Below are 14,415 nucleotides of genomic sequence, written 5' to 3'. Positions count from 1 at the left end.
TGGCACTACATGTGGTGATGGCGGTTTGATTTTGAGGGGCCAGAAGGACGTGATGACTGACGAAGATGTTCCTACGTACCACGTGCTCGCGCTGTCTGGCGGAGGGTACCGCGCCCTTTATACGGCTACGATCCTCAAGGAGTTTGAGCAGGTGCTTGGTCGGCCGATTGCCTCTCACTTCGACTTGGTTTGCGGCACCTCTGCTGGTGGGCTCCTGGCACTTGGTCTCGCCAGTGAGATCCCGGCGGGTGAGCTGAAGTCCTTGTTCGAGGACCAAGGTAGGCAGATTTTCGGTGCTCGCGATTTTATGCGGAAACGGCTGGGTTTTTTGACCAGAGCGAAGCATTCTAATGCAGGCTTACGCGCGGTGCTTGAGCAACGGTTTGGTGAAGCAAAGATTGGTGACCTAAGGCATCGAGTTCTCATACCTGCGGTTAATTACACCACAGGGCGAGGGCAGTTCTTCAAAACTCCCCATCACCAATCGTTCGAGCTAGATCACCGCATGAGTCTGGTCGATGTTGCGTTAGCTACATCGGCAGCTCCTGTGTATTTCCCGTCGGTCCGAAACGAAAGAGGAGTATTCGTCGACGGCGGACTAGTGGGTAACGCTCCTGGTCTTTTCGGACTGCATGAGGTTCGGACCTTTCTCGCTCCCAACCAAGACGTGCGAGTGCGTGTGCTTGCTATCGGCACCATGACTGTGGGTGCGACCGTGAGCGGCGGTCGGGATTTGGATCAAGGGATAATCGGTTGGGGAGGAAGCATTTTCGACCTTGTCATCTCAGCTCAAGAATCTTCCGTCGACTACATGCTTACCCAGTCCTTGGGTGACAGCTATTTCAAAATTGACGATCAAGTTACTCCCCAGCAAAGCGGCGACGTGAAGGCATTAGACGACGTCTCTGAGGCGTCGACCAACACACTCCGCGATCGAGGAAGCGCAGCTGCCCAACGCGCTTTAGGCGATCGTCGATTCGCCCCTTTTCGAGCACACCAACCTTCACGTCCTACCTTCTACCACGGCCCAAACAAAAACTCGGGGGATATCTAAATGCTGAACCTTTCACCGCTTTTTAACACCTCCGAGGATGAGCCGTGCTTGCTTCAGGCGCTTGAGTTGACGGCAGCGCAACGGCTCCAAATCACGTCCGCTAAGAATGAGGTCAGGCAGTGCCTTAGACATGGCATTCCCAAGGTACTGATTGAGCAAGGCTACAACGGGAATATCCCCCAGCCTCGTTTTTTTACCCAAGGATCATGGGCGTACAAGACAATCAATAGTCCGGCTCATCTGCCTCCTCAGCAATCGGATGTTGATGACGGCGCATACCTGCCTATCAGTTTCCTTAAAAACAGCAGACGACCTAGCACTGCGAGCGCCATTTTCTTCGCAGCGGCTGAAGAGGCCTTGGCTCGACTTGTAGCGACTAAACGACACGAGAATTGGAAGCTTGTGACCGACAAACCAACCTGCATTCGGATTGAGATATCGGCCACTGCTCATATCGACATTCCGTTGTACTCCATTCCTGATGATGAGTACGTGACCCTTGAGAGGGCCGCAAACAGGTATGGTTACGACAGTCTCATGGAGGCTGTAAATGTGCGGCGCGCAGATTCTTGGACCACGCTTCCAGTGGGTGAGGTGCTTCTGGCACACCGCGAAGAAGACTGGATCACTTCGGACCCTAGGCCGGTGAAAGACTGGTTCGTGGATGAGGTTGAGTCGAAGGGTGAACAGCTTCGCCGGGTTGTCCGCTACCTCAAAGCCTTCCGTGATTGGCAATGGAAAAAGGGTGGCCCTTCCTCGATTTTGTTGATGGCAGCCGCTGCCCCTTTGTTCACAAAAATGGATCGCAGAGATGACCTAGCGTTGCTCGAAGTATTGAAAGGACTTCCCGCAGCGCTTCGAGATGGTGTGGCTAACCCAGTGGATACCGACGAAAGCCTGAGTGATCGTCTCCCGGCTGATGAACTGGAAGAGGCGGCCAAAAAGTTCGAGACGTTTGAGCAGTATCTGAACGGCGCTGTGAACGCCTCTGACGAAACCACCGCGTGCAACTGGATGATTCGCATGTTCGGGCCGCGCTTCCCCAATCGCCCTAATAGAGTCAAACAGGTCAGTGTCGCCGCGACTATTGCATCAGTACCAGCCCAGGCCGCTGCCAGTGAACTGGTCGGTCGTACTAAGGCTGGCTAGCAGATGGGAGAGGTCCTACCTGAGCTGGTTTCAGAAATGCGATCCCGAGGTTTTAAACACATTGGGAGAACACCTGATCGCTGGATACGATTTGAAGGTCCCCTCAAGACAACTGAAGGCGAATTTCAGTGTGATTTCGCAGTCGACCCGACCTTCTTTTCGTTGCCGATTGTGCGGCTAAAAGAGCTTCCTCCTAAGCTGGCCCCAGTGACGCCTCACCTAGGGGCCAGTGGGTGGCTCTGTTACCTGACACCAAGCTCAGTAGTGCTGGATATCTTCGACCTGATCGGCCAGACGCTCAGATGTTTGACGGAAGCAGAGCGTGTTCTTGGATGCATCATCAGAGGGGAAATGGTCGAGGATCTTACCGAGGAGTTTCTCGTCCACTGGTTTAGCCAGCTGTGCGTTTTCGATGTACAGAACTTGCAGCGCGGCGCGATCCCCGCTTTTTGCGTTGTCTCGCAACGCGGCGTGAGAACACCAGTGCTCACAGATGACTTAGAACGCACTGTTCATAAGATCGACGCGCTTCATTTTTTGCCTAAGAGGCAAATGACAGTGGCATACGTTGTTGGCTCGATCGCCCAGCCTCGTCCCAGTCAAACCGCTTGGCCGCCAGAGACCGTTGCTGACATCCTGAGCTGGCAGCGAGAGCTGGACTCAAGCTGCGCTCGTAAAATCCAGCAGCGAATCGCAGATGCTTACCGACACAAGCAGACTGACGCGGTGATTGTTATTCAATCGCCGAAGCTCAACTACGGCTTTCAGGTGCATTTTGAGCAGTCCGTCCTAGACGACGAAAAGCTCGCGCGCTCCAGAGGAACGCAGAGGCTCTTCAGCTTCCGTATAACCAGGCTTGCACCCATTCGAATCGACGATCACTACATTGCTCAGCGCAGCACCCCATCTATGAAGACGCTGGCTGGGCTGAAGATCGCATTAGTAGGGTGTGGAACCATCGGTGGGTATCTTGCGAGTCTTCTTTCAAAGGCTGGTGCAGGCACAGGCGGAGGCCAGTTGACGCTGGTCGATTTCGATATGTTGATGCCTGAGAACGTAGGTAGGCACTGCTTGGGGCTTCGGTATTTCAACGCCAATAAGGCCCTCAGCACTAGCATAATGCTTGAGTTCGACGCCCCGGGGATATCTACGCGTGCTTTAGAAGTCGATGTGCGTCAAGCGCATTTAGGCGAGATTGACCTGCTGATCGATGCCACGGGAGAAGAGGCTCTCGGTCACTGGTTAACCGCCAATTACGTGCCGGCCACCCCAATGTTGTCGGTGTGGGTAGAGGGCCCGGGGACAGCGGTTCGTGCGCTTCTCAAGACGGCTGGAGGCGGAGCTTGTTACCGCTGCCTCTCAACCCACACCCGCCTGGGACAATTCCTGACCGTCGAGGGAGGGGTCCCTTATGTCATGGCAGGACACGGCTGCGAAGGTCTGTATGTTCCTTTTCCCGCGACGGTATCGGTCCAAGCCGCAGCTCTTGGAGCAGAGATGGCACTGGCATGGGCGAATGGGAAGAACTCACCATCGCTTCGAACAAAGATCACCGATTACGCATTCGCATCCGCTACATCCGACTGCGACCCACCCAAGATTGAGGCGTGTCCAGCATGCAGTTCGTAGCAGAGTGGTCAGCCAATGAAGGCCGCAATCTGATCTATATCCATCCTGTTGTGCTCGATGTTTTTCAACGTCACGTTCAAGCCGGGCCAGCAGATCTAGAAGGAGGAGGGCTGCTTCTGGGCTATGTTCGTGGCTCTCATCTTGAGATCGTCGAGGCAACAGTCCCCACAAAATTCGACCGTCGATTTCGGGCGTTTTTTGAACGGATGAAAGATATGCATGAGCACATCGCACAGAAGCGCTGGATCGATAGCGATGGGTTGGTCAGATATATCGGGGAGTGGCACACGCACCCGCAAGATCACCCTACGCCGTCCGGAACCGATCTGACCGAATGGAGGAAGCTCGCCTTTAAGCGCAAAGATAAGCGCCCTGTGCTTGGGCTGATCGTGGGGCGTAAATCGCTATATCTGGAAAGCATGCCCAGCGAGGGTCGAGGCATGGAGTATTCTGCTGCCGATAGCCAATCGTCCTTATAAGAGTGGATTCTCGAAAGGGGCATTCTCATAACTAAGCAATGTGGCTTGGTCGACCATTTGTACATGACTCACCTTCCGTAGCGCAATTGGGGTGTTGGTATCGATCAAATTGTAGTAACCGAAAATCATATTCAGATCGGTCGGCAGGTTTTGCCAGTCTCGGGCGTTATCGGCGAGGCCATAAACATGTCTATGGCGGCATCAATGCAACTGTCGCTATCCAAAATCCCTCCGCTCAGAACCCAGCTTGTTGCGACTCAGCGACACATCGAAGGATTACTCAAGGATCCAAATAAGTATGCGGATGAGGAGTACCTACGACGTAGGTTGGTCTCCGACGGCCTGATTCGTTAAGCCAGACGCTATTAATGCCTCCTTCGCCAGTTTCGCTGTCTGCTGTATGTCGCTGCCAGGCGCATCTAGAGGTCTGCGTTAGGGCAGTTACGCATCGAAAGCTGACGCACGAACGGCTTTTCTGACCGAGATCTGCTGGTGACGTCCGATCCAACTTTGGCCATGCGTCGAGAACTCAAGAGCCAGAGCTTTACCACGAAACTGGACCAGCTATTGGATGTTAGGTGAGCGGCTCGGCCTGCTTACCGGTTCTGCCGATCTCCTACCTTCTAGACCTTTCGGTTGAGCAGGTTTTGGCTGAGCAAAACGGTTGGATCGGCATGCTGATGCCCAAGCCTGATTCACCGATTGCGACCAGAATCGAACGGGATGACATTGGCTCTGTTCCCGAGTAATCGCTCCAATTCATCAATGCGAAGTAGTAGCATCAGCTCCCGTGCCAGTGCTTGTTCCCACAGCTCCTTAAAGCCTTCAGTCTTGGCCTTGGCTGCACGGAGGCGTTCGTTAGCGTCAGATACTTTCCTCGCTCCGGGCGCCCGCTTCTCAGCTTGCTTCTTTGCTGCACTATCAATTGCGGCGTTCAGATTGTTGAATACCGCACGGTTTCGTTTGATCGCGCTCTCGCTTCTGCTTGCTTCAAGGGCAACCGTTTTACGCGATATACGAGTGCCTGGTTGAACGATGAGTGTCTCGCCCCTGATCATGCGCTCCAGTGCATCGTAGTAATCGCGTAACGCGGGCTTATCATCGTAGTGATACATGGGGATCGCTCCTTGTGTGAACCGAAATTAAGGTCGTGGCCTCGCGAGGACCGAATTGGATCAGTGTCGTGCGTGACCATTAGGTGGCGGCGGCAGAGAGACCTCTGGTGTATAAGGTGGAGGTCCAGAACTGGCAATCCACCTTCGCCAGAGAAGCTCCCGCTAACGTACCGCGATGAGTCGATCACGCATCAGCTCAAAGTCTTTAAGATTTTGCTCTTCTGCTCTGTATTCAACAGTCCCTGGCTTCAACTGCCCCAGATCGAATTTCAGCTCAGCAATCGTAGAGTCGATCGTAGAGGGAATCACGACGCAGTGTTCGCAGCCAGAGCATGAGGTAATGTCTGAATGCGCTCGTTTGTCACACGGACCAGGGGAAACGCATCCACCAAAACAATTTGGCTCAAATGACTGGAGGCCCTGTTTTATTCGACGATTAAACAGATCTTTGTTATAGATCCAGACATCTTCGACTTTTTGCTGCTGCTGGATCCTTTTTCCGTGAAAACCACCAAGTACTTCTTTGGTAAGAAGAACATTGCGAAGGTAGAGTGCATTATCTGCGTCTGCTTTGGCTTCCATCATAATTTTTGCCAATTCCGGATCCTGGAACCCAATGATATAGTTTTCTGCGGCGCAGCCTCTTTGATAATGGATGGACATGGTCTCAGTGAGGTGCTGAAGAAGTCGTTTCAAGGATTGGATAGTCACCAATCCCGACTGCCCGGCGTATACTGCAATCGACCGACGGAATTGGTGCGAATTGAGAATCCATGGCTTACCTATCCCAAATTTTTTTTCAGCCCGCCAGTTTCGGGTCGGGTCAATGCTTTCTAACTCCATTATGTCCTGATCGGTAATGTACACGGGAGGCATTAGGTCTTTATCAAAGTATCGCTGAACCTTGTCTTCACTCGGCGAAGTCCCAGAGGAAGGCACAAAAGAGGGGGAGACCATGAGCCATTGCTTCATCTCCTCATTCGGGATATATGGACAAATAAAGCGATGAATGGATTCGAGCACTTCAAAAGGCTCTTTAACCGCGTTTATTGTAATCCACTTTAAATGCTCTGGCTCTCCCGATAGTTTGGTCGTTACGGAATTAACGTAGAGCGCTGTACCGTTCCACCCAGGCGCATATTCGATACAGTTAGGCTTCAGATTGAGCGCCTCATGGTCACGCATAAGCGTAAGCAAATGTATGAGATTCTTAGCGCAGCATTGGACTCTTCTGAGGTGCTTCGTCAAGCTTCTAACGTTACGCCAGTTGTATTTTTTAGCTAGATCAGTCAGCCCATGCTTCGCCACAGCTTCTTCGAAACTGGGATGGTTCGTTCGGCTTCGCCCGTATCTAGGGCCGTTTCTGCCATAATTTTTGTTTTTAGAAAACTCTGTGATCAGAGCAAGTAGGTTGGACTCGTTATAGTTATATTCCTTTATGCATGTTTTGTATTGTATGTATTTTTTTGCCAAAATCCGGCTCGGTATGACGGGTGTTTGTTCAGATTCGTGCAAACTGCGAGCAGTACATGCATTGTCGGCGATGTAAGAATATACACGGGAGTCAATCGTTATGTCATGCATTGACAGATCATTGGTGGCAATGGCGAGAGCGATGTTTTTCAGTGCCTTAAGCTGGGGGGCGGTGCATTTCGATATGTACGATTGCATTAGAGTCTTGGAGTTGAACAAGTCTTTAGCCAATATATCGTTCAGCTCCGCATGATACACAATGTGATTAAGCGCATTGTGTATCATATGCATCCCTCCAAGCCGCCTAATGGCGCCTGTTTTAGTGTGCGGGGAAAACATTGTGGCAATAAAAATTTTTTTCACAAACAAATCATTTTGACAGGCATGTGCACTAAATGGCCTAGGGATGTTGAAATAAAAATCAGGTCGATCCGTCGATGCATGCATCAGTCCAGGAAAGCGCCAATAATTATGTGTGAATAAGCTTGCAATGCTACCGTCTAGTTCGCGTGACACAACTAAACTGGCTCCTATTCGATCAAAAGACATTCCTCGGTAGGCATCAGTTTCGTGTTGATGCTTGAGCACGCGATGCCCTGACACGAGTTTTGACTGCAATTTTTCTGTAGATTTTGTCGTTTTCATTAGGCTACTCCAAGGTTAATCAAACGCGAGTACTGACGTTCCCAGTAATCTGTCAGTTCAAAGTTTTCAGTAATGTCAAGTGATACTTTAGCAATCAGCTTGACGGATTCTGGGCGCTTCGAGCTGAGTGTGTTTAATAGCAAGTCAATATGGTCGATCGCAGGTTGGTGAACCGCCAGAAACTGGTCCATGTTTTTGCACTTGGTAATTCGCTGCTTGATGACGAAGCGCATGCTGAGCAATTTTCTGACGTCTGCTTCATTCGGATGCAATCTGAAATGGACGCAATAAATGCAGCCTTCGAGTTTTTTGCAATCTGGCTTATATCCTTGGGGTGCTTCGATTTCATCTTCAGCGTCGCCAGGTTTATCACACCCACCCGCAGGTATGTCCTCATCAGTGTAATCATCAAGTAATTGAATAAGACGATTAAGCATCGCAGCTATTTCACTCACTGCTCCTGCTTCATCGGGGGTGGTGTAGTGCTTCCGCGTAGTACTTGGAGTGTTGCTGATCGTTTGGGCAATTTGCTCAGTCGACTTCCCGGTCTTGTGCAAATAAGCTGCTTTATAGGCTCTAAGCTCTTGAACGTTCAATCCGTTAAAGTTTTGGTCGTAGTAGTGCTTGAGTCGCTGATTAAAATTAAAAAGCTCGTTTGGTCTAAGTTCGGTGATTTTTTCAGGGTTGTAAACGGTCATCCCCAAAAATAAAAATTTCGATTCGCTGCTTCCTAGCAAATATTTGCGGAGCTTGACAAACTTGTGGAAGTCTTTCACAAAAGTGGATTCGATATCGACCTCTACGATTCGATTGTCGGCACGAAATTTAATCGTCTTGAACCCTGCTCTCGTGCTCGTGGCAATCTTGTAGTTTTCATCCCAAGGGATTTTTCTGAGTGGAGCTTCATTAAGACCCGTGTTAGCAAAAAACAAAGCGAGGAATGCATCATGGCCCAGCTTGCCCAATCGCAGTCTTCTTTCATGACGAGGCTCATTATTTGCCGCCAGAAGTAACTCGGCCTGGACCTTGTGGCGATTTTTAACACTGTCAATCGAACTGATTGAGTAAGAACAGGCTTCTTTTACCGATCTCAGCCTACCGTTCTCATAGTCCCAATAGAGATAATCTTTCGGCTTAGAAGACGATGCCAATACAGCTTTCGTAGCGAATGGAAGTTCACCGATTAACAACCAAGGCCTGTCAACGCCTAGTTCTAGTCGAGCTGGGAAGCTTTTGTAGCCGAGAAGAAAGTCAGTTAGACCGTTGAATAGGTGATCACAAACGCTTGTATAAGCGCCAACTGCATCAGCTGACGGAGGTTGCGTCGGATTTGCTGTAGGTTTTGGGTTAGATATTAGGGGAACGTCGCGGCGAAAGTCGTAGTTATCGTCAGGGAAGAACAGTGAGGCGGACTCATAAGCTCCCACCTGGTCTCTATTTCCAGTGAAAGCTATGATCTGGCCTGTCGCTAATCTTTCCATCAAAACTGCTGTGTACTCGCCATAAGCCGCGTGATAGTTCTCCGCTGTGGCAAGGAAGTGCTGGTGTCCATTTTGATCTGACCAATTAGCAAATTTTGCAAAATTAGCCGCATTGGCGTAACATGACATTCCACTTAAATTTATGTACGACTCAGAAACTATCGCGATTATCCACTCTTGGATTTTAGGAAGGCGATAATCTAAGACAGAGCTGGCTTCCACTGGCCGGGACTGTTTTCTGATGGCGAAAAATCGCGCTGTGTAACATAGAGATCCCACATCGTAGCGACGATTATCGGTAAATCGAATTGCTAGATCTTCAACCGGAATAGATCGTATTGCCTGAGCGATGGAGCTTAGGTCGTAATCACGTATGTCAATTTCACGTGTCGTGCGCTCTAGTAGTACCATTACGTAACCTTTCGATAGCTATAGTTGACCTAATGTGATCCTCATATTCCGACTGGGCTGCCGCCCGTTGTTCTTTCGTGGGCATGAAGTTTGCGTACCGTTTGGTGGTTTCAACGGAAGCGTGGTTAAGCCGGTTTTTGAGTGTGTCTAATGCAGCAAGCTCGCTCATGCCAATCTTCTTCAACTCTTCTAATAGGTTCATGCCGAATGTCGCTCTCAGGTCGTGAAATCGATACTTGAAAAAATTACCAGACCTTTTCAGGATTTTTTCAAGCGTTTCTTTCTGGAATTTTCTAATTGCTGAGCCAGACTCAGTACTGCTGAAGATAGCCTGGTCTTTCTTTCCAACGTAGTACGGCCTTCCGGTTTCAGTAAGAAAAATATATTGGTCTTCGGTCGTGCCAATGTTGGATTTAGCTGCTCGACTTTTATATCGATTAGATTCAAGGTACTCTGCTATCAACATATGTACCCATTCAGGGAGGTGAATTCTTTCCCTTTTGTTATGCTTAGTATCGACCATTGTGTCACCGCCCGCATCGAACCCATGGAGAACCATTAGATCTTCGGCGTCTTTTTTAATGCAGCTCTGGCGCATGGTGAAGATAGTCTGCATGCGGGGCCCACCCGTCAATGCTACGATGTGTGCGAGCAGCATCTCCTCGTTTCCAGATGCTGCAAGCGCGTCTATCAATGCATCCTGATTTTCCTTGCCAATGGGGTAAAGCTTCCCCCCATCCACAACGTACCTGCCATTAGGCACATTGTAATTTTCTTTTGCTGTCTTGAAAGTTAAGTCTGTACCTTCTACTTCTCTTAGTTGAGAAAACCCATATTTGTCTTCGTATTTGATACGTGTTTTTCGCGGCTTCCACATTTCTTGCTCGGGCTTGAACCCTCGCTCGACATGGTGTTTGTAAAAAGCTACCATCCTAGTAATTTTTCTGTTCTCGGTATCCCTGCAATCAGGGTTTTCCATAACTCTTTTTTTGAATATGCTTTTAATGAAATAAGTCGGCCTGGTAGCTTTGGGGCCGCTGAAATCCCACATGTTCTTACCACCAAGTGACAGGGCATTCGCAAAGCTGCACAGGTCACCTGCCATCCCAGCGATTGTCTGATGTTGAGCACCATTCAGAGCGCTTTCGAGTAAATAGAGGCTTCCTTCTTTCCAGATATTACCGTCTGGACCAAGAATTACATGAAAACGAAACAGATCAGATTGGGCAGGGAGTGGCATTACAGGGTAGGGAATACTGTCTGCGAGCTGCGTCCCATGATCGCTGCTCCATTCAGCCGCATTTTCGCTTTCCGCAGCCGTGCACTTCCGCCAGAGAACCAAGTTCTTGAGCAGCACTTTACTGTATCCGCCATTTACTGGGGCTTCTATTGTGGAAGACATAATGCCTCGGAGAACGATCGACTATGGTTAGTTGGTGCCTGACGTGTTTGATTTAACTCACTCGTAGGGCAATCCTATTCTCACAAAAGTGGAGTTGGCAAGCGATTTTTTCACCGTACGTTAGTTGTCAGCTTAGTTGACGTTATTGATATTTATATTAATTTATATGTAGGCTGGCGAGGTGGGATAAGTAGTGCCGCAATTTCTGTATCAACGTTCTAACCGGCTGAATTGCTTACGGTTAATCTGTTCGATCATGCATATCCCATCGCTTCAGATGGGTTGTGTGGGATTGGGGAAGGGCCACTGTAGATCCATGATGAGCTGTCCGCATGCTCGCATCGCTGCTGGCCGACATGCCGCGACCACTGTGCAAAAGGCGCGCGGTTGATGATTGTTCGAAGGAGAGGGCGTGTGGCAGTGACAAGTGAGGACGGCATTCCCGGACTCATAGACATCCGATAATCGCGACTCTCTACCTGTAGTCGTCCAAGTACTGGGGTATTACCTTAGGTTGGGGCTGTGGCGACTCAAGGGGCTCTTTCTTGGGTTGTCCGGGAATGGTGAATCATCCCTACACAAGGTTCGTCCAAAAACGTTGGTGTCGGATTTGATTCAGCTTGATCCGGGCAGTGGGTGCCGTAGTTAACAGATGAGGTGTTTCGCCCAGCTCGGATCCGCGAAAAGTGAGGGCTAAGAGTCCTGTGGCATGGGCGGAGTTGCGGGATAATGGCGACTGGCGCGCATTTAGTCAAAACCCAGGGTGGGAGCCGAACCATGATGGGGCTTATCGTCGCGTTACACGACCCCTCTACGAGTTCAACCAGCCACATTAGCTTTGAGTCGTATCGGAAGGGGATGCCAAGTGAACGCAGCGGCCGAATGCTCGTCCCCCTGCATCAGCATTCCAAGCCGTGCTAGGGGGCGGAGCGTTACGATTTTTTCGTGATCACTGGAGCTGTACGTGTCGACTAGCTAGTGCATTTGTGAATCGTGGAGGGGGTGACACTTACGGGGGACTCGGATTTGTCTTTCCTAGCTAAGAATGCGCACCTGCCCACATACGGTTCCGTTTGCCTATGCCAATCCACTCCCTTTCCACCTAGCTGCGATCAGGACTTGGTTGTGTTTGGTAGGGAGGGGCGGACGTGCAGAAATCCTGGTGTCTTTAAAGCTTTTGTTCGGACGCGGATCGATTAGGCCTGCCTAGGAAAGGGCGAGCCACGAGGGGCATGTCAGGGCGTTGGTTTCTGGGAAGCTGTCTTTGATGTCTGTCTAGAAACCAGAACTCACAGATCTTTGGTTTCGTCTTTCACTCACGAGTAGTTCTGCACCTTGACGGTGTGCAGGGTGATGTCCACCACGTCGCCGTCGGCGCCAACTTGTGGCATTTCGATCCAGTCGCCGACGCGCAGCATGTCGTTGCTGGTCAGTTGCACGCTGGCGACGAAGGACAGCAGGGTGTCTTTGTAGACCAGCAGAATCACCGCTGACATCGCGCCCAGTCCGGAAAGCAGCAGCAACGGCGATCGATCAATCAACGTGGCGACGATGATGATCCCGGCGAACACGTACAGGATCATTTTCGTCAGCTGCACGTAGCCTTTGATCGAGCGGGTGCGGGCGTGCTCGGTGCGCGCATAGATGTCCAGCAACGCGTTGAGCAGCGCGCCGACGGTGAGCATGAGGAAGAGGATGGTGAACGCCAGCGCGATGTTGCCGAGTACGTGGTTGGCAGCGTTGCTGAGGTTCGGGACCAGATTGAGACCGAACTGGATCACCACCGAGGGCGTGACCTGGGCCAGTCGGTGGAAGACTTTGTTATGGAGAAAGTCATTGAGCCAGAACAGCGACGGCTGGCGGCTCAGGGCTTTCATGGCGTAGAGGATCATCCATCGCGCCAGCCGCCCGAGCATGAAGGCGGCGATGAGCAGTAACAGCAAGCCGGTGATCGTGCGCAGCATTGGCTGGTTTTCCAGCAGCGTCCAGATTTCCTGGGCGCGTAGCCAAAGCGAATGGGTGTCCATGGGCGCTGGATCTCCTGATCAAAATGGGGGGCGCGATTAGAGCATTGATAGGGAAGCGAGGGCAGGGTAGGCCAAATCCGGTAACAAAATAGGCCCTTTGAGCTAAAGAGGCTCGGCGAATCCGGCTTAAACCGGTACCCTATGCGACTGTTTTTTTGTATTACGCCGAGGTAACACCCGTGTTCTCCCAATTCGCCCTGCACGAACGCCTGCTAAAAGCCGTGGCCGAACTCAATTTCGTCGAGCCTACGCCTGTGCAAACAGCGGCCATTCCGCTGGCGCTGGAAGGACACGATCTACGGGTGACGGCGCAGACCGGCAGCGGCAAGACTGCCGCGTTCGTGTTACCGATGCTCAATCGCCTGATGGGCCCGGCCAAGGTTCGCGTCGACATCCGCGCGGTGATCCTGCTGCCGACCCGCGAGCTGGCCCAGCAGACGCTCAAGGAAGTGGAGCGTTTCTCCCAGTTCACGTTCATCAAGGCCGGGCTGATCACCGGCGGCGAAGACTTCAAGGTCCAGGCCGCGATGCTGCGCAAAGTGCCGGACATCCTGATCGGTACGCCGGGCCGTCTGCTGGAGCAACTCAACGCGGGCAACCTCGACCTCAAGCAGGTTGAACTGTTGGTCCTCGACGAAGCCGACCGCATGCTCGACATGGGTTTTGCCGAAGACGTCGAGCGTCTGGCCGGCGAATGCGCCAACCGTCAGCAGACCATGCTGTTCTCGGCCACTACCGGTGGTTCGGGCCTGCGCGAAATGATCGGCAAAGTCCTGAAAGACCCGCAGCACCTGCAGGTCAACAGTGTCAGCGAACTGGCTCCGGGCACCCGTCAGCAGATCATCACTGCCGACCACAACGTGCACAAAGAGCAGGTCCTCAACTGGCTGCTGGCCAACGAGACCTACCAGAAAGCAATCATCTTCACCAACACGCGCGCCATGGCCGACCGCATCTACGGTCGCCTTGTGGCGCTCGAGTACAAGGCGTTCGTGCTGCACGGCGATAAAGACCAGAAGGATCGCAAGCTGGCGATCGACCGTCTGAAGCAGGGCGGCGTGAAGATCCTGGTGGCGACCGATGTCGCGGCCCGTGGTCTGGACGTCGACGGCCTGGACATGGTCATCAACTTCGACATGCCGCGCACCGGCGACGACTACGTTCACCGCATTGGCCGCACCGGCCGTGCCGGCGGCGAAGGTCTGGCGATCTCGCTGATCACCCACGGTGACTGGAACCTGATGTCCAGCATCGAGCGATACCTGAAGCAGAAGTTCGAGCGCCGCACGATTAAGGAAGTCAAAGGCACCTACACCGGGCCGAAGAAGGTCAAGGCGTCGGGCAAGGCGGTCGGCGTGAAGAAGAAAAAAACCGATGGCAAAGGTGACAAGAAGGGCGACAAAAAGAAAGCCGTCGCCAAGGGTCCAACCAAGCGCAAATCGGTAAATCGTCCGAAGGCCGAGCCTTTGGTCAGCCAGGACGGGATGGCGCCGCTGAAAAAGCGCGTCACGCGTCCTCCAGTCGCTGAATAACCCCATTCTGCCTCCCGG

The 14,415-nt window shown here is 51.8% G+C and carries 9 protein-coding genes and 2 pseudogenes; 5 read left to right on the top strand and 6 right to left on the bottom strand.

The window, feature by feature from the left end; translation table 11 throughout:
* Positions 1 to 52 precede the first annotated feature (52 nt).
* From AC07VF_RS01695 to AC07VF_RS01680, 4 genes are read left to right on the top strand one after another with little or no spacing between them, the layout of a single operon-like run.
* A complete protein-coding gene (locus tag AC07VF_RS01695) occupies positions 53 to 1,054 on the top strand; it encodes a CBASS cGAMP-activated phospholipase (protein WP_495008757.1) in 1,002 nt (333 codons plus the stop codon).
* The gene (locus AC07VF_RS01690; protein ID WP_495008758.1) at positions 1,055 to 2,203 is read left to right on the top strand and encodes a CBASS cGAMP synthase; all 1,149 of its coding nucleotides are present in this window, start codon (positions 1,055 to 1,057) and stop codon (positions 2,201 to 2,203) included.
* Between the two features lie 3 nt (positions 2,204 to 2,206).
* Positions 2,207 to 3,832, top strand: coding sequence for a ThiF family adenylyltransferase (locus tag AC07VF_RS01685; protein ID WP_495031047.1), 1,626 nt, complete (start codon positions 2,207 to 2,209; stop codon positions 3,830 to 3,832).
* Complete coding sequence (locus tag AC07VF_RS01680) at positions 3,820 to 4,311, top strand: Mov34/MPN/PAD-1 family protein (protein ID WP_495008759.1); 492 nt, start codon at positions 3,820 to 3,822, stop codon at positions 4,309 to 4,311. Before AC07VF_RS01685 ends, AC07VF_RS01680 begins: the two co-directional genes overlap by 13 nt.
* Before the next feature lie 84 nt (positions 4,312 to 4,395).
* Here the strand turns inward: AC07VF_RS01680 and AC07VF_RS01675 are convergent.
* The 6 genes and pseudogenes from AC07VF_RS01675 to AC07VF_RS01650 form a co-directional block, all read right to left on the bottom strand.
* Positions 4,396 to 4,491, bottom strand: a pseudogene (locus AC07VF_RS01675) (transporter); the annotation flags it as partial.
* Positions 4,492 to 5,006: 515 nt separating this feature from the next.
* Complete coding sequence (locus AC07VF_RS01670) at positions 5,007 to 5,426, bottom strand: hypothetical protein (protein ID WP_495008760.1); 420 nt, start codon at positions 5,424 to 5,426, stop codon at positions 5,007 to 5,009.
* Between the two features lie 162 nt (positions 5,427 to 5,588).
* A complete protein-coding gene (locus AC07VF_RS01665; protein ID WP_495008761.1) occupies positions 5,589 to 7,544 on the bottom strand; it encodes a hypothetical protein in 1,956 nt (651 codons plus the stop codon).
* Positions 7,544 to 9,436 carry a hypothetical protein gene (locus AC07VF_RS01660; RefSeq protein ID WP_495008762.1) on the bottom strand — a complete coding sequence of 631 codons (1,893 nt, stop codon included), beginning with the start codon at positions 9,434 to 9,436 and terminating at the stop codon, positions 7,544 to 7,546. The genes AC07VF_RS01665 and AC07VF_RS01660 overlap by 1 nt, the downstream gene beginning before the upstream one ends.
* Positions 9,408 to 10,838 carry a tyrosine-type recombinase/integrase gene (locus AC07VF_RS01655; RefSeq protein WP_495008763.1) on the bottom strand — a complete coding sequence of 477 codons (1,431 nt, stop codon included), beginning with the start codon at positions 10,836 to 10,838 and terminating at the stop codon, positions 9,408 to 9,410. Before AC07VF_RS01655 ends, AC07VF_RS01660 begins: the two co-directional genes overlap by 29 nt.
* Before the next feature lie 1,322 nt (positions 10,839 to 12,160).
* Positions 12,161 to 12,865 (bottom strand): annotated as a pseudogene (locus tag AC07VF_RS01650) (mechanosensitive ion channel domain-containing protein); the annotation flags it as partial.
* 179 nt (positions 12,866 to 13,044) lie between these two features.
* Between AC07VF_RS01650 and AC07VF_RS01645 the strand changes: the two are divergent.
* The gene (locus tag AC07VF_RS01645) at positions 13,045 to 14,397 is read left to right on the top strand and encodes a DEAD/DEAH box helicase (protein ID WP_074891698.1); all 1,353 of its coding nucleotides are present in this window, start codon (positions 13,045 to 13,047) and stop codon (positions 14,395 to 14,397) included.
* The last annotated feature ends 18 nt before the right edge of the window (positions 14,398 to 14,415 follow it).

Source organism: Pseudomonas sp. GW821-FHT02H06 (genome assembly GCF_059421525.1).
Note: the sequence above shows the minus strand (reverse complement) of the source record. Positions and strands in the feature narration are given on the sequence as shown.